This window comes from Coleofasciculus sp. G1-WW12-02 (assembly GCF_040219735.1).
Lineage (GTDB): Bacteria > Cyanobacteriota > Cyanobacteriia > Cyanobacteriales > Coleofasciculaceae > Coleofasciculus.
Genome location: NZ_JAVJRX010000076.1, coordinates 23,836 through 47,285, shown reverse-complemented (window position 1 = coordinate 47,285; position 23,450 = coordinate 23,836). Strand labels below are relative to the sequence as shown.

The 23,450-nt window shown below is 44.4% G+C and carries 25 protein-coding genes, 1 tRNA gene and 1 pseudogene; 19 read left to right on the top strand and 8 right to left on the bottom strand.

Features of this window, described 5'->3' with window-relative positions:
* Positions 1 to 19: 19 nt before the first annotated feature.
* Both RID09_RS13245 and RID09_RS13240 read right to left on the bottom strand, forming a co-directional pair.
* Positions 20 to 1,312, bottom strand: a complete 1,293-nt coding sequence (locus RID09_RS13245) for a sensor histidine kinase (RefSeq protein ID WP_446336399.1) — start codon at positions 1,310 to 1,312, stop codon at positions 20 to 22.
* Entirely contained in the window at positions 1,313 to 1,999 is a 687-nt protein-coding gene (locus RID09_RS13240; protein ID WP_446336398.1) for a response regulator transcription factor, read from the bottom strand. It lies immediately after the preceding gene.
* 68 nt (positions 2,000 to 2,067) lie between these two features.
* Between RID09_RS13240 and RID09_RS13235 the strand changes: the two genes are divergently transcribed.
* Positions 2,068 to 2,460 (top strand): hypothetical protein, encoded by a 393-nt coding sequence (locus RID09_RS13235; protein ID WP_446336397.1) that lies wholly within the window; start codon positions 2,068 to 2,070, stop codon positions 2,458 to 2,460.
* Positions 2,461 to 2,524: 64 nt separating this feature from the next.
* Here RID09_RS13235 and RID09_RS13230 read toward each other — a convergent pair.
* Positions 2,525 to 3,851, bottom strand: a pseudogene (locus RID09_RS13230) (RNA-guided endonuclease InsQ/TnpB family protein).
* A gap of 67 nt (positions 3,852 to 3,918) precedes the next feature.
* Between RID09_RS13230 and tnpA the strand changes: the two are divergent.
* Together tnpA and fabD are read left to right on the top strand one after the other, a co-directional pair.
* Positions 3,919 to 4,323, top strand: coding sequence for an IS200/IS605 family transposase (gene tnpA, locus RID09_RS13225; RefSeq protein ID WP_446336396.1), 405 nt, complete (start codon positions 3,919 to 3,921; stop codon positions 4,321 to 4,323).
* 114 nt (positions 4,324 to 4,437) lie between these two features.
* The gene (gene fabD, locus RID09_RS13220) at positions 4,438 to 5,319 is read left to right on the top strand and encodes an ACP S-malonyltransferase (protein ID WP_446336395.1); all 882 of its coding nucleotides are present in this window, start codon (positions 4,438 to 4,440) and stop codon (positions 5,317 to 5,319) included.
* Between the two features lie 171 nt (positions 5,320 to 5,490).
* Here fabD and RID09_RS13215 read toward each other — a convergent pair whose 3' ends face one another.
* Positions 5,491 to 5,616, bottom strand: a complete 126-nt coding sequence (locus tag RID09_RS13215) for a hypothetical protein (RefSeq protein ID WP_446336394.1) — start codon at positions 5,614 to 5,616, stop codon at positions 5,491 to 5,493.
* Between the two features lie 77 nt (positions 5,617 to 5,693).
* Between RID09_RS13215 and RID09_RS13210 the strand changes: the two genes are divergently transcribed.
* Positions 5,694 to 6,332, top strand: a complete 639-nt coding sequence (locus RID09_RS13210) for a lysophospholipid acyltransferase family protein (protein WP_446336393.1) — start codon at positions 5,694 to 5,696, stop codon at positions 6,330 to 6,332.
* A 42-nt stretch (positions 6,333 to 6,374) separates the two neighbouring features.
* On the opposite strand, the gene RID09_RS13205 is transcribed toward RID09_RS13210, so the two are convergent.
* A complete protein-coding gene (locus RID09_RS13205) occupies positions 6,375 to 6,878 on the bottom strand; it encodes a DNA recombination-mediator protein A (RefSeq protein ID WP_446336392.1) in 504 nt (167 codons plus the stop codon).
* 189 nt (positions 6,879 to 7,067) lie between these two features.
* Here RID09_RS13205 and RID09_RS13200 point away from each other — a divergent pair.
* Positions 7,068 to 7,141: transfer RNA gene (locus RID09_RS13200), tRNA-Val, on the top strand.
* Positions 7,142 to 7,234: 93 nt separating this feature from the next.
* Here the strand turns inward: RID09_RS13200 and RID09_RS13195 are convergent.
* The 3 genes from RID09_RS13195 to RID09_RS13185 form a co-directional block, all read right to left on the bottom strand.
* A complete protein-coding gene (locus RID09_RS13195) occupies positions 7,235 to 7,441 on the bottom strand; it encodes a hypothetical protein (protein ID WP_446336391.1) in 207 nt (68 codons plus the stop codon).
* A complete protein-coding gene (locus RID09_RS13190; protein ID WP_446336390.1) occupies positions 7,434 to 7,760 on the bottom strand; it encodes a hypothetical protein in 327 nt (108 codons plus the stop codon). Before RID09_RS13190 ends, RID09_RS13195 begins: the two co-directional genes overlap by 8 nt.
* A 326-nt stretch (positions 7,761 to 8,086) precedes the next feature.
* Positions 8,087 to 8,314, bottom strand: a complete 228-nt coding sequence (locus RID09_RS13185) for a hypothetical protein (protein ID WP_446336389.1) — start codon at positions 8,312 to 8,314, stop codon at positions 8,087 to 8,089.
* 1,055 nt (positions 8,315 to 9,369) lie between these two features.
* On the opposite strand from RID09_RS13185, the gene crn3 reads away from it, so the two are divergent.
* The 14 genes from crn3 (at position 9,370) to RID09_RS13115 (ending at position 23,421) form a co-directional block, all read left to right on the top strand.
* Entirely contained in the window at positions 9,370 to 9,708 is a 339-nt protein-coding gene (crn3, locus tag RID09_RS13180; protein WP_446336388.1) for a CRISPR-associated ring nuclease Crn3/Csx3, read from the top strand.
* Between the two features lie 254 nt (positions 9,709 to 9,962).
* A complete protein-coding gene (cas10, locus tag RID09_RS13175) occupies positions 9,963 to 12,209 on the top strand; it encodes a type III-B CRISPR-associated protein Cas10/Cmr2 (RefSeq protein ID WP_446336387.1) in 2,247 nt (748 codons plus the stop codon).
* Positions 12,206 to 12,958, top strand: a complete 753-nt coding sequence (locus RID09_RS13170) for an RAMP superfamily CRISPR-associated protein (protein WP_446336386.1) — start codon at positions 12,206 to 12,208, stop codon at positions 12,956 to 12,958. The genes cas10 and RID09_RS13170 overlap by 4 nt, the downstream gene beginning before the upstream one ends.
* Positions 12,933 to 14,201: a type III-D CRISPR-associated RAMP protein Csx10 gene (gene csx10 / locus RID09_RS13165; RefSeq protein ID WP_446336385.1), complete on the top strand. Its 1,269-nt coding sequence runs from the start codon at positions 12,933 to 12,935 to the stop codon at positions 14,199 to 14,201. The genes RID09_RS13170 and csx10 overlap by 26 nt, the downstream gene beginning before the upstream one ends.
* 2 nt (positions 14,202 to 14,203) lie before the next feature.
* Entirely contained in the window at positions 14,204 to 14,722 is a 519-nt protein-coding gene (locus RID09_RS13160; protein ID WP_446336384.1) for a hypothetical protein, read from the top strand.
* Positions 14,723 to 14,754: 32 nt separating this feature from the next.
* Positions 14,755 to 15,900, top strand: coding sequence for a putative CRISPR-associated protein (locus RID09_RS13155; RefSeq protein WP_446336424.1), 1,146 nt, complete (start codon positions 14,755 to 14,757; stop codon positions 15,898 to 15,900).
* A 351-nt stretch (positions 15,901 to 16,251) separates the two neighbouring features.
* Positions 16,252 to 17,199 (top strand): type III CRISPR-associated RAMP protein Csx7, encoded by a 948-nt coding sequence (gene csx7 / locus RID09_RS13150; protein WP_446336383.1) that lies wholly within the window; start codon positions 16,252 to 16,254, stop codon positions 17,197 to 17,199.
* Positions 17,200 to 17,561: 362 nt separating this feature from the next.
* On the top strand, positions 17,562 to 18,182 hold the full coding sequence (locus RID09_RS13145; protein ID WP_446336382.1) for a hypothetical protein: 621 nt from the start codon (positions 17,562 to 17,564) through the stop codon (positions 18,180 to 18,182).
* Between the two features lie 30 nt (positions 18,183 to 18,212).
* Positions 18,213 to 19,175 carry an RAMP superfamily CRISPR-associated protein gene (locus RID09_RS13140; RefSeq protein ID WP_446336381.1) on the top strand — a complete coding sequence of 321 codons (963 nt, stop codon included), beginning with the start codon at positions 18,213 to 18,215 and terminating at the stop codon, positions 19,173 to 19,175.
* A gap of 148 nt (positions 19,176 to 19,323) precedes the next feature.
* On the top strand, positions 19,324 to 19,833 hold the full coding sequence (locus RID09_RS13135) for a hypothetical protein (RefSeq protein ID WP_446336380.1): 510 nt from the start codon (positions 19,324 to 19,326) through the stop codon (positions 19,831 to 19,833).
* Entirely contained in the window at positions 19,830 to 20,855 is a 1,026-nt protein-coding gene (locus RID09_RS13130) for an RAMP superfamily CRISPR-associated protein (protein WP_446336379.1), read from the top strand. Before RID09_RS13135 ends, RID09_RS13130 begins: the two co-directional genes overlap by 4 nt.
* A 105-nt stretch (positions 20,856 to 20,960) precedes the next feature.
* The gene (locus tag RID09_RS13125) at positions 20,961 to 21,596 is read left to right on the top strand and encodes a hypothetical protein (protein ID WP_446336378.1); all 636 of its coding nucleotides are present in this window, start codon (positions 20,961 to 20,963) and stop codon (positions 21,594 to 21,596) included.
* Between the two features lie 271 nt (positions 21,597 to 21,867).
* Complete coding sequence (locus tag RID09_RS13120) at positions 21,868 to 22,200, top strand: ArsR/SmtB family transcription factor (RefSeq protein WP_446336423.1); 333 nt, start codon at positions 21,868 to 21,870, stop codon at positions 22,198 to 22,200.
* Positions 22,201 to 22,392: 192 nt separating this feature from the next.
* On the top strand, positions 22,393 to 23,421 hold the full coding sequence (locus RID09_RS13115; RefSeq protein WP_446336377.1) for a PstS family phosphate ABC transporter substrate-binding protein: 1,029 nt from the start codon (positions 22,393 to 22,395) through the stop codon (positions 23,419 to 23,421).
* Positions 23,422 to 23,450: the final 29 nt, after the last annotated feature.

Sequence of the window (23,450 nt, the reverse complement as noted above, 5' to 3'; positions counted from 1 at the left end):
GAAGGTTTCAACGCACCTTTTATCGCCGAGGTAATTTGATTTCAAAGGTAGAACCCTTGCCAACCGTGCTTACAACCGTAAGTTCTCCACCCTGTGCTTCGACAATTTGACGGGCAATCGCCAGCCCCAATCCAAATCCGCCGGTTTGTCGTGAACGCACGCGATCGGCTCGGTAGAAGCGATTAAAGATATAAGGTAAATCTTGTGAGCTAATACCAATACCGTTATCCCTAACCTGAATCACTGCCCAGTGAGATTGAGGCAGCAAACAAAGTTCAATCATGCCGCCTGCTGGTGTATATCGACAAGCATTGCTGAGTAAATTGACAATCGCCTGCCGCAGGAGATCGGGTTCGGCTTGCACCAACAGAGGTTCCTTGGGTAAAGCATTTAAAAATGTTTGTTGGTTTTGAGTGGCATTAACGGTATGTTCCTCAACCAACGGGTGGAGCAACTGCACCAAATCCACTGTCTTGAGCATATCTGGCGAGAGTTTCCCCTGATGACGTGCGAGAAACAAGAGTTGGCTGACTAGCAAACTCATCGACTCAGCCACCTGTGCAATAATTTGCAGCCGGGTATGCTGCTCCTGGGGATCGACAGGTTCCATCAATCCCACCTGAGCATGGCTTAAGATCCCAGCCAGAGGTGTCCGCAACTCATGAGACGCATCGGCGGTAAACTGCTGGAGCTGGTTATAAGACTGGCGAATCGGCTCCATGGCTTTACCGCCCAGAACCCAACCCGTTAAGGCGATCACTCCTAGTGCTAGGGGAACACCAACCACCAAAAACCACCGGAGTTGTTGCAAGGGTTCTTCCAAGGGAGCTAGTGAAGCCGCAATCTGGAGATATCCGATTAAACGTTTTTCTTGATAAACGGGTAGCGTGAGTTGTCGTAATTGAATGGGAGTAGAGGTGAGTTGAGTATTCACAGTGAAGGTTTGAAAACCAGACGGCGTTGCTAGCTGTTGAGGTGGCACCGCTCCAATAAACTGAAGCAGTTGCTTGTGTGGTGTGTACCAGCGGGCAAAAAACAAGTCAGTGCTAAGGGGTAACGTATCGCTGCCTAAGACAGGAACATTCTCTAAATCAGTGTGCTGCTGTCCTTCATAGATATAGTCTTCTACACCGGCTGCCATGATCCGGCTGGTGTTGTAGAGGATTTGATCAAAACTATGCATGCGATCGCGGGCTTCCCGCCAATACAGGATTCCGGCAAAGATGACCAGAATACTTCCCATTGAGAGCGTAAACCAGGTGGCTAAATTGCTACGACTGCGGTTAAACATGACAATCAAAATCCAACCCATTCACGGTTTTGACGGTTCTGGAGTGCTAAGGCAATATCCCATACCATACACGGTCTGTAGCCAATCCTCTGCTCCTACTGCCTGCAATCGCTGACGCAACCGATGAATCAAAATCGTTACCGCTTTACTTTCCGGTATCCTATCCCATTCCCACAATGCCTGTTCAATTTGGTCACGAGATAAGATCTGACGGGGATGACGCATGAGATATTCCATCAGCTGAAATTCTCGTCCTGAAAGTTGAATCTCCTGGTTCTGTCGCTTCAGAATGAGGGTTGTCAAGTGCAATTGCAAATCCTTCAGTGTTAAGATATCTCCTTGCCAGAGGGGCAATCGCCGTCCTAATGCCCGTACCCGTGCCAACAATTCCGTCAAATTAACGGGTTTGACCAGATAATCATCGGCTCCCACATCTAGCCCAATAATTTTGTCTTGAATGGTATCTTTTGCCGTCAAAAAGAGAACAGGCGCACTCTTGCCCAACTGGCGATACTGCTGACACAACTGAATACCGCTCACCTTGGGCAACATCCAGTCAAGGATGAGCAAGTCGTAACTCCGTTCGGTAATCAGCTTCTGTGCTGTTTCTCCATCCGGCACGGCATCAACCCCATGCCCAGATTTAGTCAGTGCTGTTTTTAGAGGTTCTAGTTGAATTAGGTCATCCTCGACTAACAAAATCTTCATATCAGTGTACAGTTAAAGCTGATTAGTGTTTAGAATAGTCAGGAGTTCTCATTGTACTGTGGTTGGCTATGCCTCCTCGTTGGACTGCTGATTGGTTAAAACTAGGCTGGAAGATTGGTCTGTTACTCCCATTCGTCGGGACAGCCTTTTGGGTTATGACAGGATGGATTGATCAGCGTGTTTTGAGTCAAACCCACTCAACAACCGCTCAACTGCAAGCACAAGGACAATATCAAGTCCAACTCTCTTTCAACCTAACGATTGTGTCAATCGATGCAGAAATCAATCGACAGACTCAATTAACTGAAGTCAGCATCCGCACTGTTGGCTCTTCCCTGGAGGAAATGGAATTTAAGTTTCCAGTGACTGAGTTTGTAGCAGTGGAAAGGGCGATCGCTCAAGAATTAGGTCTGTTACCAAACGACATTACTAAATTGATTAGATATCGAATTGACGAATAGATTATCTGAAATGTTGTCATGATGCATTCGGTACATATCTGCTGAGATATTGACGCTCCCCGGTCTAAAGACGCGGGGATTCTGCTGACAAAGTAGATTGTGGCAATGTCCAAAATCTGACTCTCGCTACGGTCGTCAAACACCGTCTACCCAGTCGGTTTAAGTCGATGCCTAACTTTCTGGCTTCTTTTCTTAAAATATTGGCACTGCCGTTTAAATCGGCATTTACAATTGAAACATCGCAACTACGATACAAACCACGCTTTATTCGTCTTCCTGATGCTTTCTACCCATCTGGCTTTTCACCAAACTTAGGCAGGGAGTCTCCATCAAGGTAGCTAGCCTTGCTCGTGTAGGCTTCTTCGGTGATTACCATCTGGATACCGTAAATTTCACACAATTGCTGCAATCGGTCTTTAAGCTTACCCAAGGGCATTTGAACAAATTTCTGATTGTTCAACCTACCCATATTGGCGTTGTCCTTGAAGCTTTCGTTCCACCCCAGAACAATCGTGCTTATGCCGTATTTAAGGCAATGGTTAACAATTAATCTTGCCGCCTTGTTAATACCGTCCCTCATCCGGTGATTGTGCTTGCGGGTTACTCGGTCAAGAAAGGCATCCCAGTATCCTTGCGGCTTTCCTTCCTTTGTGGTAGATACCTGCTTATTCCAATACTGATTAAATGCTTTCATGGCACGGGCATCAATCAGGAAAGAGTTGCCCAAAGTATCAACACAAGCAGCTAGATTATCGGCTGTACCCAGGTCAATCGCTAATGCTTGGTCATCAATACCTACGAATGTTTCCTGTTTGGGTACTTCGTAGGAAGCTTCTAGGTAGAAAACACCATTTTTAGGCAAAATCGTCCATTCTTTGACCTTGGCAATATCAAGGTTACTTGGAACAGGCAGCCTGAAGCTGTCAAGGTCAAACCAACGCCTAACGGTTAAACAAGCGTGAAAACTGAAGTTGACCATCAATCAGCTTAGGCTTTTGCCCTCCTGAATTGGGATAAGCTACCTTGAATAGCTTTGACCCTTTTAGATAAGCGGGTGGCTTGGGTTTATTCGGTAATTGCCCTTTAAACCAAAGCTTACGCAATCCCTTGTAGGATTTGAACGCTTCAGCGACACCTAATAGTGTTTGTTGTGCTGGTGTTGAAGGTAGAGACTGGGCGATTTGACTCTTTCCTATGCTGGGTTCGTAAATCAAGTCGAACTTTCCAGTTAGGATTTTGCCTGTTTTGAAAAATGTCTGACGGGCAAAGTACACACCCATGTTGTAGAGTTTTCCTGATTGCTCACACAGATACTCTAAAATCGCTTTTGTTTCTTTGCTGGGATGTAACAGCATTTGCTGTACACCCCTAGGCTTTTTGTTTTTAGCCATAATTTGACTGGGGTGTTGATTGCTCTATTGTAATCTACAATGGTAACAACAGTCAATCTGGAAATAAATGCGAAAAAATGCATACGAGTATAGGCACTACTACCACGCTATCGGATTGTGTGTGGTTCACCTTCTCTGGATACCTAAGCGGCGCAAGAAAGTGCTACCATCCAGGATTCGTGATAGAATATTTGAGATATTCAGCGAATTAGCTACAGAAAAAGGTTGGCACATTAGATCGCTTGAGGTCGCGCCAGACCCTGTTCACTTGTTTGTTGAGATTCATCCAACAGATGCGATCTACCAAGTAGCAAAAGCTTTCAAGGGACGGAGTGCCAACTATCTCAGAAAGGAGTTTCCAGAACTCAAGAAACTTCCTTCTTTGTGGACAAATAGCTATTTCTTTTCAACCGCAGGTAACGTCAGTGCAGCAACCATTCAAAGATACATCAACGACCCCCATCATGGTTAAAAGCGACAAGCGCTTAAAACCGCTGCCGTGCGTTCCTCCCCGGTCTGAAGACACGGGGTTTCCCGCAGCGGAGGAGTTTTGATGAATACCCTGATCAACGTTAAGGCATAACAAATGACTAAAACCGCATGGGTGTTTCCCGGACAGGGTTCTCAAGCTGTCGGTATGGGAGCGGATTTAGCCGATTTACCCATTGCTCAAGCTAAATTCACACAAGCCCAGCAAATTTTAGGCTGGGACGTACTAGAACTGTGCCAAAGTTCTGAAGAGAAACTGTCTCGCACTCTGTATACTCAACCCTGTCTCTATGTCATCGAAAGCATCTTAGCTGACATCATCCAAGAACAAGGACATCAACCGAACCTTGTCGCGGGTCACAGTTTGGGCGAATATGTGGCACTCTACATGGCTGGTGTTTTCGACTTTGAGGCGGGGTTAAATCTGGTCAAACGTCGTGCGGAACTGATGGATAGTGCATCAGGGGGCATGATGGCGGCTTTAATTGGATTTAACCAGGAACAGCTTGACCAACAAATCCAGCAGCATGATGATGTGGTATTAGCCAATGATAATAGTCCGACGCAAGTCGTGATTTCCGGAACCCCCGATGCCGTGGAAGCGGTATTGAGTCAGGTTAAAGCTAAGCGAGTGGTGCGGTTAAATGTCTCTGGGGCGTTTCACTCACCGTTCATGGCATCAGCCGCCGCCGAGTTTCAGACGGTGTTGGAGTCTGTTCCCTTTGCTGATGCTAAAATTCCTGTTTTTTCCAATGTAGAACCCATACCCGCCACAGAAGCGGCTGTCCTCAAGGAACGCCTCCAACGTCAAATGACGGGAAGTGTGCGCTGGCGAGAAATTTCCTTACACCTGTCAGAGGAAGGGATTGAGAAGGTGTTAGAAATTGGTCCTGGGAAAGTTCTCACGGGTTTGATTAAACGGATGTGTCGGGATATAGTCTTGGAAAATATAGGTAGCTTATCAGATTTGCCCGGTTAACCTATTAACCTATCGTTAACCTCAGGAATCTACTGTAGGTTATATATTTTCCATTTCCCTGTTATATCGCACTACGGGGATATGTTAGGACATTATTCGACATCATTTGTTTAGCAAGTTTGAGAGTGTCGTCAACGCCCTCGACTATGATCAGATCACACCAGATTCGTTTCAGTCGTTCACCTTCACCTGGGAAGCCGCGATCGCTGCGTTACGCGATCGCAGAAGTACTCTCATGGCTAAACCCACCCCAATCTCGAAGTCAACACAGGTAAAGTAAAGTATGAAACCCGACAAAATCCTCAAATTGGTTGTCTCCAACTGATAGTCTAATACAACAGCCCCATCAGGGGGGATTATGTTTAAGATGTTCTGTGACTAGAAACCGCGAACCCTTTGCTAGCCTAATCCTCTACCACGCCTTCAAATGGTCGGTAGTCAGCCCAGTGCTTAACATTTACCTACGAGGTCACATTCATGGTGCTGAACATGTGCCGATGGATGGTCCACTGGTTGTCGTCAGTAACCACGCCAGTGACTTTGACCCGCCCATTGTGTCCAATTGTGTGCGGCGTCCGGTGGCATTTATGGCAAAAGAGGAATTATTTCGCGTACCAGGACTCAAGCAAGCCATTCAGTTGTATGGCGCTTACCCAGTGAAGCGGGGTGCAGCAGACCGGAGTGCCATTCGTGCGGCGATTGAGTGTTTATCACAGGGGTGGGCTGTGGGTGTATTTTTACAAGGAACGCGCACGCCGGATGGTCGTATTCCTGAACCCAAGCTTGGTGCTGCCTTAATTGCAGCTAAAGTAAACGCCCCTCTACTGCCCGTAAGTTTATGGGGGACTCATACCATTTTCCCAAAAGGTTCACCGATACCGCGTCCTGTACCTGTAACCGTGCGAATTGGTCAACCCATTGACCCCCCGGCTTCGACGAAACGACCTGATTTAGCCGTAGTGACCCAGAAGTGTCAAGCAGCTATTCATGCTTTACATGATTTAGGACGATGAATCATATCGACCTATCGCATCGGGTACAGGACGTGCTTGTGCTTAATCAAAATAGAAAATTGTCACAACCTTGCGTTGTTCTTCTGCCTCCTCACAGGTTTTCAGCAAGGTTTTGCTGTCATGAAAGGCGAAGCAGATAAGCTGTTGACATCGGGAAATGATTTCGGAGTTACACAACGCACTAGCTTCTGCCAGAGACAGATGATCATTTTCTGGGTTTTCTACTAAGTGCATGACTTGTTGGAGTTGAACTTGCGACTCCCGTGGCTGACGTTCTAAGCTTTGGGGTAAAATGACCGTCAGCAAATTAGCGTCAGCACGCATTGCACCGCGAATCGCGGCTGAGTTCGTACCTGTGGCGCCAGAGGTCATCAGACGATTGCCAGCTAGAACCAAGGCATAACTCATCATCTCGATCAGATGTTGATGGGTAATGGGTACATGACGCGATCCTAACAGGGCAATCCGCTTAGAACCCGTTTGCTGGATTGTCGCAAGTTCTTGCGCTAAGGTATCTACACCGGAGATTTCTACTGATTGATTCAAAGATGCTGGTTTAAGCTGAACAACCTAGGTATTTTAGCAAAACCAGCGACAGTTAGGACTATTAGCTCGCAAAAAGGTGGGGGAGGGGTACAAGTGCAGGGGGGCGGGGAGAGAAAAACTATTTTGGCTTGATCTGACTTGCTTGCCACTTTTCTAATAGTCGTGCTACATTAAGATACTGTTTGGTTCGGACGCATAGCTCAGTTGGTTAGAGCACCACGTTGACATCGTGGGGGTCACTGGTTCGAGTCCAGTTGTGTCCATTTAATTGTTAATTGCGAGTAGTATCGTGTATCTGGGGAAAAGGACAGACGCGATCGCAAGCCTCACCCATCCCCAAACGCGATCGCACCTTCTCAACTCGCTTTGTTCGCAGCTAATTTTTTTGCTTCTAGGACTTCCATTCGCGCTAGCGTAGTTGCAGCTTCTGCTAGATACAGTGCAGTCACGGCTCGAATTGATGGGTCATTCTCCCGACGCAGTTCTTGGGAGAGGGTAAAAACTCTTGTTCTATAGGCTTCGATAGATTCTGAATCGATCGCGTATTTCATCGGTTTAACCATCCAGGCTATGTGATGTGACTTGGATTCTCAAAAATTGACGCTCGGCTTCTGAATAAATATATCGTACTTCTAAAAGTTCTCTAGCTAAGAGTTCCACTTCCTGTTCGGCTTCAGGTGGATTTAGTGCTGGATGTTTGGCAACAGCTATATAGTTGCCTAATGGCAAGTTATAGAAATGAGCATCAGCAAACCGAAGATTGACAGACTGTTCGTCGTAAATCAGTCCGTCTTTTTTGACAAGTGCGATAACTGCTACACCGTCAATTGAGGTCATGGCGACTCCTGCCTCATTGCGAATCACAATTAATATATCTGACATATCCCCATTTTACAGGCAGGTAGCGCTCTCAATCCATTTCCCAGGTGATTGCACTTTTACTGAATCCCGATCACGCGATCGCACCTTTTCATTAAACAGCTTCTATTCCTGGTGAGATGGTGTATCTGAGGAAAGAGGGAGGCGCACGCTGGGAGACTATCACCTTTAATTCGGGTGTAGGGGCGACGCGCTTGCATTAATTAACAACGGTGTCCGCTTAATTTGATCGGGTCGCCCTTTATTCAATTGGCGGTGTCAAACGGTGTTTTTTGAGCGTTATATGCGTTCCTGGATAGGCTTCCATCCCACTTTGGTGGGGAACGCTTCTATTCCTGGTGAGATGGTGTATCTGGGGAAAGCAGGGAGGCACGATCACAATCCTCACCATCCCCAAATGCGATCGCCCTAGTGCAGCCAGGAACCTTTGCTGCCATAAAAGCATTAGAAGGAATGTGGTGAGGTGTTAGATTATCCCCTCTACGTCCAGTTTTGAGTAAGTCAGCATAGCGTCCAACCGCACCTTCTCCTGGTAGTAATCCCTCTCTATTTAACAAGGTTACACCCCTATTCTCCCCGTAATCCCCGAAAATACAAAGGTTATCATCTTTTTACCGAATCCGTGCGATCGCCTTCCTCTATTCCTGGGCTTATCCAGCATACCGGGTAAATTTTTCAAGTTGTAGGGTGGGCATTGCCCACCTTACTGATACCAGAGTTTTCATCCCCTTTGGGGGAAGTGAGTTTGTCAAGCTACTAACTCCGCTAAGCCTGCGGATGTCTAGGTCTTGCTGTAGGGTGAAATTGTTTCAATCCCCTTGCGGGGAGTAAGTTAGCGGAAACCCTGGAGATCCTCGACGCCGATACAAATACAAAATCTGTTTCAATCCCCTTGCGGGGAGTAAGTTAGCGGAAACCCATGCTATTCTCCATTTTCCCCTGTACCCAATTTTTCCGTTTCAATCCCCTTGCGGGGAGTAAGTTAGCGGAAACCGCGCCGGAAACATCTTTAAGCACCAAGATCTAGCCTGTTTCAATCCCCTTGCGGGGAGTAAGTTAGCTGAAACTCTTATGAGTGCTATGAGTATGGGGCTTATACAGAAGTTTCAATCCCCTTGCGGGGAGTAAGTTAGCGGAAACGAAAGTACACAAGTTATATTAAACGATATTTATGTGCGTTTCAATCCCCTTGCGGGGAGTAAGTTAGCGGAAACCCCGCCATCTGAAACACTTACAGAGAGAGGATTCTACCGAGGATTTTGACGGGACTCTTTTTTAGCCTCATTTCAGCCCCGCTTATTGAAACCAATTCGCAATTACGGCACATTCTCAAACGCTGAAACTATTTAATTGTCAAGGTTATGGAGTTTTTGACGGGAGTCCCGGGAAATCGACCCCGCTTTTAGCCGTCAAAAATGAATTCTTATATACTATAACCCGATGCTCTGAATCATAGCAAGATATCTGACTCACTTGCCCAAGGGAATCCCGACACCAACTCAACTCTCCCCGACGCCAACCCCCTTGTCTTCATCGTCCCTTACTTTTGCTGGAAAAGGGTCTTTCCCAGGGGGTGCTACATTAGCCTCGTACTCACAGAACAGCAAAAACCATGAACGCGATTCAACTTCAACTGCTTCCCCATCAAACCCAAACCGGTTTACCCTATCAACACCTGCATTTCCAGATTACAACAGATGACGGCATTATTTCCCCCCCAGATATTAAAGGACTAAAACTACCAGAAGGAATACCCTTCAACCAAGGTATCGTCATCGAAGGAAAAGGTCCGATTTGGCTGTACAGTTACCTGGTTCACGAATGTCATCCCGCCGCTTGGGTGGGATGTTATGACCCCCGTTTAGGCGTTGTCGTCGTCGCGACTCACACTCACGATGTCTCCGTGGGTGAAGTATTTCCCGTGGAATTACCCGCCGCGCTTTCTCGGTAATCCAGCCATCTAGCGAGGGGGATAATCCGGTTCACGTTGATATAGCTTTCGGCAATGATTAGCTAAGACAATTTTTATCCTTGTCCCCCTTTTTGTCAGTAACAATAGTTACTAAATCACCCGACTGAGGAACCCTAAACCTAGATGCTGTGTGGATTGGGAGTCACAGAGAAAGGAAGGATAGCACAACCTAGACATTCCCCTATCTATTCTCTCTAGTATTTGGATACAATAACTTAAAAGCACGCTCAATTATGACTCATTCTCTACACCCCCTAACTATTGGAATCGCCTGGTGTCTCGCTTGGGGCGAGAGGCGTGAACACCAGTTTCATTTAAGTATCTTGCAGCAAATGCGAGAGGCGTTGCTTCAAGGAAAAAATGTTCCAGAGGAAGTGCGATCGCACGTTGAAGCTGTTGAGCAACTACAAGGGATTCCCAAAGACTATTTTCCCGATAAAATTACTGATCTTAAAGATAATTATCCCAATTTGTGGGAGCAAACCACCCGAATCGGTTTAGTCTACGGCGGTGCAACAAAGATTAAAGGCTATGTATTTGAATCCGCTAAACTTCCAGAAATTCGGGGCGCGTCAGCCTTACTTGACCGAATTAACTTGATTGATATCCCAGCGTTTTTTGACGAAGGAAAAAGAACCGATTCAATTAAGGATTTTTTAAAATATTTCCCCGACTTAGAATCTGCTTTAATCCCAGAACTGATTGTTCGCTCCTCTGGTGCTGTGACTATAGCATTTTGTCCGGCGGCACTGGTTGATGATTTAGCTGACGCAATGGAAAAACGCTACACCAAGGAAACGTTAACTGCTAACTCCTGTGTGGTTGGGGATACATTTAGACTGTTGGAAATTCGTTTTGGGTTGTTGCAAAATAAAATTGACGACACCCCGTGGTTAGAATGGTATCGGCAGAATCAAGACAACCCTTTAGTTAAAGCCTATTTCGATCGCACCGATGTTAACACACCGGAGGAGAAATTTCAGAAACGCAAGAATTTTAACGAAATAATCGGCAAGTTAACAGTTCAATTTAATCAACGACGCAATGGTAACGATAAACCTGGAAGTAATCGCCCCAGCCGCCGTTACCCACCCATGTTTGAAACCCATCCTTATTTACTCCGGGATGATAATACTGGCGCTTTAGCTGCGGTACAAGCCAATACGATTCCGAGTCAACCTTGGTTATCTGAACCTTTAGCGCGGAAGCGAGTTGTGGGATTATTAGCAAAGCGTGCTGTTGAGCCAGACAAGTTACCCAAATGGTACACCGAACACTTTACCTGGAAACCGGAATCTATTGAAGACTGGGTAACGAAGTTCAATGATGAATTCTTAGAAATAAATCACCACTATAAAGAAAAGTACTACCGAAATAAATCGTCTATAACAGTTGAAGCCGCCCAAACCTTGACAGAAATTGGGGATGCTAGTGATGGCTTTGTGGGTTACATTTATGCTGATGGCAATAATATGGGAGGTTACATCCAAAAATCAATTCAAAGTTCTGAGCAATATAGAAAATTTAGTGCAGATATTTTTGAGGCAACGAAAAACTCCGTTTATATTGCATTAGCCAAACACCTAGAACCTCATCAATTGAAAAACTTAGACCCGGATGATGAATCAACCCATAAAAATGGGGAGTGGATTCACCCTTTTGAGATTTTGCTGCTGGGTGGAGATGATGTGTTAATCGTTGTCCCGGCTAACAAAGCCCTGAAAATAGCTCAAACCATTGGCGATGAGTTTGAATCTATACTTTTAGAAATGGGTTACCAGTCATTGCCGAGTCAACAAGAAGCCCATCGATATAAAGGTAAAGTCCCACCCCAAAGCCATTGTGAACTGAGTACGTCTATCGGAGTTTTAATTACCGCTTATAATACCCCCATATACTATGCCAAAAGATTCTATGATCAATTACTCAAATCAGCAAAGAAGAAGGCAAAGGACTTAAAAAAATATTATAACTATCACGGCGGTACAGTTGACTTTCTCACCCTGAAATCAGTAACCATGATTTCCTCAGATATTGCAAAGTTTCGCCAAGAGGGTTTAACTATGCAGGAACAAGAAAAAAGTAAACCAACTCTTAAACTCTATGGCGCACCTTATACCCTACACGAACTCGGCGGATTGATTGAAACCGGGGAGAAAATAAAGCAGTCAGAATTTCCGCGATCGCAACTTTACCAAATCCGCCGTTTACTTGAACAAGGCAAACAGACAGCTATGCTAAATTATCGCTATTTCCGCGTTCGCTTAAAACCAGAAAACCAAAAACTATTGGAGGAGTATTTTGAAAAAGCCTGGTGTGATGCCAAGACTAATAAGGGTAATTTAGCACCCTGGATGTCGTTACCGGAAAAGGATGGTACGACTACTTATGAAACCATCTGGCGGGAATTGGTCGAACTTTATCCTTTTATTGTCGAAACCGCTGAACAACCTAGCCAGACGGAGGCGCGATTACCATGATTTATCTACAAGAATTATTATCCAATCCAGTCGAAACAATCTCCCTAACGGCTATCATTGATACTGCTTTATGCGTGGGTGCGGGAGGTTCTTCGGGTTCTCTAGCCGATAAGCCAATTGTGCGTATTGCGGACAACAAACTTTTGATTCCTGCATCTCAACTTAAAGGGCGTTTGCGCCATGAATGTGAGAAACTAGCACGGGGGTTAGGGTGGGCAATTTGTCAAGCACCCAATCCTCAAACTATGTGTCCCCAGCGTGCAGATTTTCCCGCAGAGGAGGTGAGGCGTTTTCAACGAGACGAGGATTATCGAGTATCTGGAGATCACCGATATCATTGTTTAATTTGTCAGATGTTTGGGAATCCCGCCTTACCGTCACGAGTCATTTTTGATGATTTAATTTGCCAAGAAGAACCCGAAAATCTTCCCTCAGAGGTTCTCCGCCCTGGTGTGACTATTAACCGCCGTCGTCATACTGCTGAAGAGAAAAAACTCTACTTCCTAGAAACCTCACCCGCAAATGTCCAGCTTAAGTTTACTGGAGACATTCATCTTCAACCCAATTATCCTTTCTATGCCAAAGCCTTAATTTTAGCCGGGTTACACCATATTAATGCTTTGGGGGGTTCTAAATCCACAGGATTGGGATGGTTAAAGTGGGAACTTCCCCCAATTCAGGTGGATGAGTCAGTGTGGAATTATTTAGCTAAAGGAGGAGTAAATGAAGCGCATTCAACTGGAAATTAAGGTGTTATCTCCTCTGGCGATTGGGCGGAAAAAACCAGGGGGTTCAGTCAGTGAAGCGGCAGACTATATTCCGGGTTCAGTAATTCGGGGTGCGATGGCTGCTCAGATTCTGCGACAGTCGGGACATCAGTCAACTAATTTTGCAGAAAATGGGGGTGATTTTAAAGCTGTATTTCTGGGCGACAATCCAGCAATTTTTTACAATGCGTATCCAGCAACCATTGAGGGACAAAAACAAACTAGAGTTCAGTCAGACGTTAGAGTTGTACCTGCTACGGCTCTAAGTTCCAAAACTCAGCGCGGTTTTAAATCTAAACCTAACGATTCTGAGCATAATGGTGTTTTTGACACCTTAATCGATCGCTTTTGTGCTGATGGATATGGTCATTTATATGACCCGACTTGTCCTCAAGATGGTGATAGAGTGGATACTTTTACTGGATTTTTCAGTAAAATTGGTAGCAAGCACTACAGCCATTCTGCCAATACCCGCTTGCTAACACGAGTTGGCATCAATCGACGCCGAGCAACTGCACAGGAAGGAGTTCTCTATAGCATTGAAGTTTTGAATGAGTCTCAAATTGTAGGAAAGAAAGAAAAGCCTGTGATTTATACAGGAGCTATTCTAGTCGCCGATGAACTAGCCGAATCCTTACAAAGCTTTATCACTAATCATCAGCAAGATTTCCGCTTGGGTGGTTCAACTTCACGGGGATTAGGAAAAGTAAAAATCACGGCTAATTCACCTGTAGATACCACAGCCGTTAACCCATCCGTAGAGGAGCGAATCAAGATGTTTCAGCACAAACTACATAAGCGTTGGCAGGATTGGCAAATTTTTGGTCAGCCGCAACAAGATTTGCTGCAAAATCGCACGTATTTTACTATTGATTTACAGTCAGATACGATTTTGAATGAAAACTGGCAACGTACCACGGTAATTTCACCAGAAATGCTACAGCATTTTGCAGGTGTTACAGATTCATCCCTGCAACTACACGCGGCATACAGCAGCTATGACTACCTATCAGGTTGGAATTCTGCTTGGGGATTGATGAAAGATGTAGAGTTGATTACTAATAAGGGAGCTGTTTATCTTTTCAGTACGATTCAACCCAATCTCTGGATGGAGAGGTTAGAATATTTGGAAGTCAAGGGAGTAGGCGATCGCACCTGCGAGGGCTTTGGTCAAGTGCAAATTTGCAATGAATTTCATTTAATTTTACGTGAGGAGGCAGTTTAGACATGGATAAATCACTTGATCCATTACTCCAAGAACAACTAACCTTGAGAACAGATGTACAAATAAGTAGGCAAATGGATGATATTATTATTAATGTTAAAACCATAGCCAAAAATTTTTCTATTGCCAGCGAAGATCCCAAATCTCCTTTTAAGAATGTTCTTGCTGCTGCAACTGAATCGAATGCTTCTATTGAATCAATCAAAAACTATATTCGTTATCAAGTGGGTCGTAGTGGAGCGAGTCGAATATGGAAAGTCTCTAAAGATAAAAATCTCTTTGCAACCGCAGTTGTTGAACAGATTGACAGTTTAAAGCAGGATGCACAAGAAATACTGGATAGAGTGAGACGACCAATACCCAAAGACAATCCATTGGAACAGTATCTGACGGATACTCAAAATAAAGCCCAATTTATCAAAAATATTCATCTCAAACTAACTCGCCTGTATCTGGGATATTTGGCAAGAGAACATACAGCTCTGGTAGGAGAGAGTCAAGCTCGTAAAAATAACTATTAAAGACTAAAACAATGAATGATTCTATGAAAACTATGCCTCGTTTAGTAATTTCAACGGTTGGAACAAGTTTGCTAACCAATCAGATTGATGATGAATTTGACTCAGGCTGGAATGAAGAATTGCAAAAGTATGCGAATCTAACCCGTGATCAGGTTAATCAATCTCATCCGGAACTTGTCAATAAAATTGCGGAATTAAAAGAGAAGGCTGAAAAAGTATTATCTACGGGTAATACATTGGGAATCAGAGAAGCTAGTGCAGAACTAAACGGAATTTATGGATTATATGAAGAAGATTTGAGCCAAGGGCAAAAAGATATTCACTGGTTAATTACTACTGACACTGAACAAGGGAGAACTACAGCGGAAATTGTTAAATCATTTTTAGTTGATCAGGGGATAGTTAATACAAATATTTATCCTGAGCCAGGGTCTGGACTTTCCACGGCAAATACTCACAATTTTTCCAAAGGAATTGCTCAATTAATACCTTGGATACAACAAGTCACTGAAGGATATAAAAAGCAAGCCAAAATTTGCTTTAATTTAGTGGGAGGGTTTAAGGCTATCCAAGGTTACATGAATACGATCGGTATGTTTTATGCTGATGAAATAATTTATGTTTTTGAAGGCTCAAATAAATTGATTAAAATTCCCAGGCTACCTATTGAAGTTAATAAATCTGAAGTTGAACCCTACAAAGTTCCACTAGCAATGATGGACTTCGATAGAGAATTATTAACATCTTGGGAAGAAACTAAAAAAGTTACTTCAAACTGGGTTTTAGTCGTTGAACCAGACATGACTTTATCAACTTGGGGACAATTAATTTGGAATCAGTGTAAAGAATATTTTTTATCTCAAGATAAACCCCTTAAATTCCCTAAAATTGAATATACGCACAGCTTTTTAGATGACTATAAAAGTAAACCATCCGATGAAAAAGTGATTTTACAAGAGAATTTAGCTAGAGCAGCTTGCCTGCTGAATAATCATACAGATGGTATCAGCGCTATGAAGCAAGATGGTATTTTTCGGCTCCGTCGATACGAGGGTAAGCATAAAGATATTGATCATTTCGATCTCCCCAAAGCTCGGCGTGTAAGTTGTCTCGCCAAGGATGGTCAGTTATACCTGCGTCATTATGGAGAGCATGATTATGTCAATAATAACCCCTGATATTATGCTCTTTATCAGGTTGTCAAAACTTTTGGATTCAAACTTAAATGAATATGACATCAACTTTTGAGTCTCTGACCCAACTTTCTCTAGCAGATTTCTTCCAATTACCAGCACAGAAATTAGCTGGTTTATTGATTCGCAGTGGCGCAACGAAGGAAGGTAAGTTTTGAGTGGGAGATTGTGTAGGGGCGGGTTTCACTACTATCTTTTCGGTTGCATCCGGATGTAACTAAACCCGCCCCGACGCAGGTTTATAGATTTCCTGTTAAAAGTTAGAGTCAGGGTTGGTGGTGGGGAGGCGAAGGTTTAGGGCGAAGATAGCGCAACTACAAAATGGGAGATAATCTTATGTTTGATCGTTTTAAGAATCGTTTGGAAATTAGCGGAACCTTAACTACAGTAACTGCACTACGAATTAGTTCAGGGCGTTCCACGGAACCGATTGGTTCGGATTTACCGGTGATTAAAGATGCGTTGGGTAAACCGTTGATACCCGGAGCTAGTTTTAAGGGGGCGTTGCGATCGCGCCTGGAAAGCTTCCTCCGTGGTATCGATCCGAGTCTTGCGGCTAATCCAACCCTAGAAGCAGAATCATCTATTCCGGCTAAATCAATACGGGATAGCGATAATCGTATTCTCAGAAGAGGGCTAGAGCAAATAAAGCAAGACATTGAAGAAGAACTTAAAGATGATCCAGAAAAACAATTTAAAATGGACAAAAAATTGACAAAAATTATTATTGATATTTTAAAACACGAGGATTTGACATCTCATCTATTTGGTTCGCCTTGGCTGGCGAGTAAGTTTCAAGTTCGAGATTTGATGGTACTGTCAAATTATTGGTTTGGGCAATATCAAGAACGAGATGGAGTGGCGATTGATAGGGATACGGAAACGGCGGCTGATGGGAAATTGTATGATTTCCAAGTGGTTCCAGCAGGAACTCCGTTTGAGTTTAAAGCGGTGGTGGAAAATGCTGATGATTGGGAGTTGGGGTTGTTAATGATTGGGTTACATCAGTTTGAAACGGAACAAATTCTACTGGGGGGAGGGCGTTCGCGGGGTTTAGGTGTGGTTAAATTAGAGATTGATAAAATGCACTGGTTTGACGCCAGAGATGAAAATGACCCGGATAAGATTGATGCTAATAAGTTACTGGATTATCTCAAAAAAACGGTTAATAATGAGGATTCGGTTTATGAGGATAGTAAAGGGTATAAAGACCAGTGGGTACAATCATTGATTGACCATCTTAAAAAATTGGAAAATCAAAACGCTGAGGTGAATGCGAGGTGATGATGTATCAATTTATTGTCGGAGTGGGTTGAGGGATTTAATTGGGCTGGTTACTGATAATTGAACAACACCACTTTTGTTCAACGGTGCGTTACGCTCCGCTAACGCACGATGGCGGACTGACACAGCTAAAATGGTGGAATAGGTTGTAGGTTGGGTTGACGACAGGAAACCCAACAGAATATAAGAACCAAGGTTCCCTACTACAAGCCGAATCTAATCTATCAAATTAGATGTGCTACGCCACTACTGGCTTGACCCAGCTAAAATAGGGCTTTGTTTGTAGTGAACACTTTAGTGTTCTAACGCCTAGCTGGAGAGGGCTTTAGCCCTCACTACGAACGAAATGTTGTGAGGTGATTATGTCATTTAGCAAGTACACAAGTATCGCGGATGTTATCCAAGAGTTTCAAGTTATTTATACTGAAGCGAATTTTATTGTTGAATCTCCCTTTGAGATTCCGGACTATTTCCGCGAAGATCTCCAGATGGTGATGCGGGAAGGGGTGGTTAATAATTCAGAGTTTGCTATTTGTGAGAATCTCATTTATCCGGTGCTTAAAGAAGTCTGGAAATGTTATTCGAGTAAGTTTATTTTATGGAGTCATGAATCCCTGAATTACGATGAGAATCTTTCTGGATTTCCAGAGTATATTTTAGCTAAACGCTCTCCCCTGGGAAAGGTTGTTTTTGACCAACCCTATTTCTTACTGGTTGAGGCAAAACAAGATAAGTTTAAGGAAGGGTGGGGTCAGTGTGCAGCAGAAATGGTGGCGGCTCAACGCCTGAATCAACATCCTCAGATTCCTGTATTTGGGATTGTTTCTAATGGTGATTGTTGGCAGTTTGGTAAACTAGAAGGCAATGTATTTACTAAAAATATTACGTTTTACAGTATTCAAGAACTCGATTCCCTATTTGCTGCTGTCAATTCTATTTTTCAACACTGTGAAGCCCAACTCGATACCTTAGTTGCGGCTTAAACGATAGGTTTTTTCAGATAAAGTTAGATTATGCACAAACGATTGGTTAATCAATGTACGATTGATTTTAGTTTAATCCCCTGTAGTCCGATTCTGATTAAGTCAGGGCGGGAAGGTGCTGATCCCACTAAGCCGGATATGGAATTTGTGGAAACCTATCATGGGGGAGGGCGTTCGGTTTATTTACCTGGAAGTTCTCTAAAAGGGGCAATTCGCGCCCATGCGGAACGAATTGTGAGAACGGTGGGACGCGATAATCGGAATTCCGATAATCCGAATATGCTTTGGGCAAATGATCCGTTAAATGATACATATCACTATCTGAAAGATAAGTCAGCTTCTGATATCTATAAATTATCCTCTTTTACGGATCAAATGTTTGGTAATACGTCAATTGCTAGTCGGGTGAGAATTGAGGATGCTTATCCCGTTGAATCTCAACCTGTGAAACTGGAAGAACGGAATGGTGTGGCGATTGACCGCGTGTTTGGTTCGGTGGCGGTGGGACCTTTTAATTACCAAGTTTGTACGGCTGGGGAGTTTCGTACTAAACTCCATCTGAAAAACTTCTCATTAGCCCAATTAGGATTAATTGGCTTGGTGTTGCGCGATTTAGATGAGGGATGGTTTGGTTTGGGGTTTGCTAAGTCTCGCGGTTTGGGAATTGTCGAGGTAAAATTAAACGAGGCGGTTGTTCAATATCCAGGTTGTGTTGTTGAAAATCAACGGATTCGTAGTCTGGGAGGTGGCGGTGAATGGGAAGATAATCAACTTTTGGGGGCTGGTATGTTTTTGGTGGAAGAGGAACGAAATCGTTATGGTTTTCCGGCTAATGATATGCAAGATACTCCTCTCCGGGCGGAATCAATGGCGCTGGGGTTTGGAGTACAGTTAAAATGGCAAGGAAAGGAACAAGTTGAGGATTTATTTATGCGGGCGGTTCGGGCTTGGTGTCAGAGAGTGGAAGCCGACTTTTCAGGGTATGTGGCGTAACGTGAGTGTGAATTGTGTAGGGGCGGGTTTCACCACTATCTTTTCGGTTACAACCAGATGTAACTAAACCCGCCCAGACGCGCCATGGCGCGTCTCTACAATAGTTTCTAGACTTCCCGTGAAGAGTCACAGTAGAAGGAGTTGCAGCATGAATCCTTTTGTTGGTGTTTATGAAAAGTTGCTCACCGAAACCCAGTTAAGAGAATTATTGCAACAGCAAGCCACGACGCCGAGTTATTATTTTCTGCGTTGGAGTCATCAAGTGAGTGGAATTGTGGAACAATTACCTGATAATTTTCCCTCTCCCGAAGGACAGATGTTTAATTGCGATCGCGAGTTACGTTGGAAACGCCAAAATGACCGTTATAGCTTACTTGTGTTATCGAATACGGGTGAAGTTCCGCGCTTCACGTCGATTGTAAAAGACACAGAAAATCAGGGAAAATCGGAAGAAAAATCCTATTGGAAAACCGAACAACGCCCCGCTTATGGGTATCCTACAAATGAAACCCGATTCCCGCGATCGCGAATTTACCCTGAAAGTCTGGATGTGAGAAATAGTGCCAACAATAAGCCCAAACTAGCCCAGCGTTATTTTATCGCTAAACCCACCGCAACGGTGCATTTTGTTGCCTTAACTGTGGATATGCCAACATGAGTTATAATAAACCCCGTCCCCACCCTCAGCAATCCCAAATAATTGCCCCTAAACCCTATCACCTCATCCCTTTACCCAAAGAAAAGCCGCAATTACAACATCCCAAAGGGCAAGATCAATATTATCGCGATCGCATCCATGGAACGTTACATCTAAAATTAACCGTTCAAACCGGATTACATGTTTCTACGGGAGTTGTCGCCCTGGGAACGGATGTGGGAGAAAAGTCGATTCCCTTGATTAAAACCATGATTCAGGGAAGCGAAGGACAGTTAATGATTCCCGGTAGTTCTCTCAAAGGCGTGGTACGTTCCACCTATGAAGCGATTACCCGTAGCTGCTTGTGCAAAACGAAGGCAAAACCCAATCAAATTCCCGAAGGCTATCAGGAATGTCGCAACAAAACCCAACTTTGTCCGGCTTGTCGCGTATTTGGGGCGCTCAATTGGCAAGGGTTAATTCAGTTTAGTGATGCTGAGTGTGAATCAACCGAATTTCGTCCCGGATTTATGCCGTCTCTCTATCGTCCTCGTCCTCATGAATATCCAGGTTATTTTAACCAGGGAAAGGTCACTGGGCGCAAATTTTATTATCACACAATTCGGGCTGTAGATAAAGGGCAACAGCAGGGAATATCAGTACAACAAGCGGCGAAAACTTTTGTATTTACCACATCGTTACCCTATCGAAACTTAACCCAAGGGGAACTGGGAACCCTACTTATTGTACTCGGACAAGATAAACTGAATGCGATCGCACTTAAAGTTGGTGGCGGTAAACCGATTGGGATGGGGACAATGACAGTTGAGGTAAGGAGTTTAGAACCTGCCAATAATATACGCGATCGCTATTTATCCTACCAAACCCAATCCCAACCCCTCACCGGAAAACCATTGCAACAGTTGATACAACAGGCGATTCAGGCGGCGCATCGAGAATTAGTGCAATCCCAGCCATTGCAGGAATTAGTCAAGGTGTTGGGATATCCTACTGAGAGAGAACCGCCGGAGGGAATGTATTAGCACCAATGTAGAGACGTTGCATGCAACGTCTCTACAATGCATGCAACGTCTCTACATTGCATGCAACGTCTCTAATAACCTGGAAGAACCAAGGATAAAATCTCTATGGTAATAACAGAAGACTTAACCGAACTCCAGTGGCAAATTGCCGACGCGATCGCGCAAACCTTGGTTCAAGCAGATACAGACGCCAATGAACTAGGAAAAGCGATCGCCTATCTTCGCAATTACGCCAACCAAGATGGAACAAAATTGTTTGATTATCTCAAAACATTGGTCAGAAATGGCAGACAAATTGGACATAGTAAGCGAACCTCTGACTATTACCAAGCGATTGACAATACTTGTAACCAATACCTAAAAGCCTATCAAGATAATCCCCCAGTCATGTTACATATTTTAGGATGGTCTTATCGGCTAATGCGCTATTACCAAAACGCTGAACCCGTTGGCGAAATTAGCGCCCCCGTTGTTGAGTCAGCGCGTCAAGCTGAAATTGCTGAGGTGGTTAGCACTCATGACTTTCGGGTGGGTCAAATCTTGGACGCAACGGTTACAGGCGTTAAAGGAAATAAAGTAACATATACGATTCTGGGAACGATTAAATTAACGGAAAAAGAGCCAAAAAAGGCAAAATCGCTCTCTGAAGGGCAAACGGTTAAGGTTGAAATTGTGGATCTTAAGGAAGATGGAAGTCTCAAAAAGGTTAAATGCGTCGCCAAAAGCGCTGTAAAATCGTAGGGGCGCACGTCGGTGCGCCCAGAAAACGTGAGCGAGTAACCGCAATGGGGAGCTAAATAAACCTCGCCAAGACACTGCGATCGCTCAATAACAAAATCAGCCTGAAGTTTCAACCTACTTAATCCCCGCAAGGATACTCAAACACGAGACGACTTCCGCGATCGCCTTCAGCAATGATGTAAACGTAGGTGTTTAACCCTATTTTAAGCCAATTAAGGGGACGGTACCTTGCACCCCCATTACAATTAAGGGGATGTTTCAAGAAAAGTTGATGCAAGCCACCGCCTCTCCTGCCAATCTGAGCCTGATTACCTCCAGCTTCCATGCTCTATCTGACCCAATTCGGATTAAGCTAGTTGAACTGTTGCGAGAACAGGAACTCTGTGTGTGCGAACTCTGTGAAGTGCTGGAGGTGAGTCAGTCGAAGTTATCGTTTCACTTGAAAACTCTCAAAGAAGCCAGCTTGGTTCGCGCTCGTCAGGAGAGGCGTTGGGTGTATTACAGCCTGAATTTACCTCAGTTTGTCCTGTTAGAACAATATTTGGCAGAATACCGCCGCTTTAGTCCGATTTTACCTGCTCGTCCTTGTTCGGATCAGTCTTAATGCCTATAGAGGTTTTCTAGAATTCCCTTTTCCCCTGCTCCCAGGGCGGGTTTAGTCCTAACATCCTTGGCGGTTGCTATATAAACTTTCTTTGGAGTACATCCCCTCTATCCGGGATATAAGGGCTTGACAAATCAACTTTTTTTGATACGTTAAAAGGAACCCCATAGTTTCCGTCAGGGGTTGAGGTCTATGAACGTTATCCCCAAACCCAAAATCCTGCCAGGGACAAAATTGGCGCTAATTGCCACGGCTACGGCACTGTTGGGCGCATGTTCCCAAGTCCAGTCGCAGTCACCCCAACCGATTCAAATCGATGGTTCGAGTACGGTTTACCCGATTACGAAAACTGTTGCTGAGGCATTTAATGCCACGACAAAAGCGCCCGTCAATGTCACCGTGGGCTTTTCGGGTACAGGGGGTGGGTTTAAAAAGTTCTGTGCTGGCGAAACCAATATTAATAATGCCTCTCGCCCGATTCAAGCCGATGAGATGGCAGCCTGCAAACAAGCCGGGGTGGCTTACATTGAACTCCCCGTTGCCTTTGATGCGATTACTGTTGTAGTCAATCCCGAAAATGATTGGGTAGAGAGTCTCACGGTGGCAGAATTGCAAAAAATCTGGGCACCCGAAGCTCAACGCCAAATCACTCAATGGAATCAGGTACGGGAGTCTTTTCCCCAGAAACCGTTAACTTTATATGGTCCGGGGACAGATTCTGGCACCTTTGATTATTTTACCGAAGCCATCGTCGGTGAAGCTGGGTCAAGTCGTAGCGATTATACCGCCAGTGAGGATGATGAAATTCTGGCACAGGCGGTGAATCAAGACCCCAATGCGTTGGGCTATTTTGGTTTAGCCTATTACGAAACCCATCAAGATACATTAAACGCGATCGCGGTTGATAGTGGCAAGGGGGCTGTATTGCCTTCACGTCAAACCGTTGAGGATGCTGAATATCAACCCCTAACTCGACCCTTGTTTATCTACGTTAACGCGGCGGCTGCCCAGAAAAACCCAGCGTTACAAGAATTTGTGGCGTTTTACCTGGAGAACGCCCCAGAAATCGTCAGTTCGGTTGGCTATATACCGCTACCGGAAGAGGGGTATCACCTGATTAATGTGCATTTCTTTCAAAACAAAGTAGGTACAGTCTTTGACGGCAAATCTGAATTTAATCTCACCATCGGTGAGTTGTTACGCAAACAGAAAAAGTTTTAACCATTAGCGGTTGCAGTTTGATTCATTCC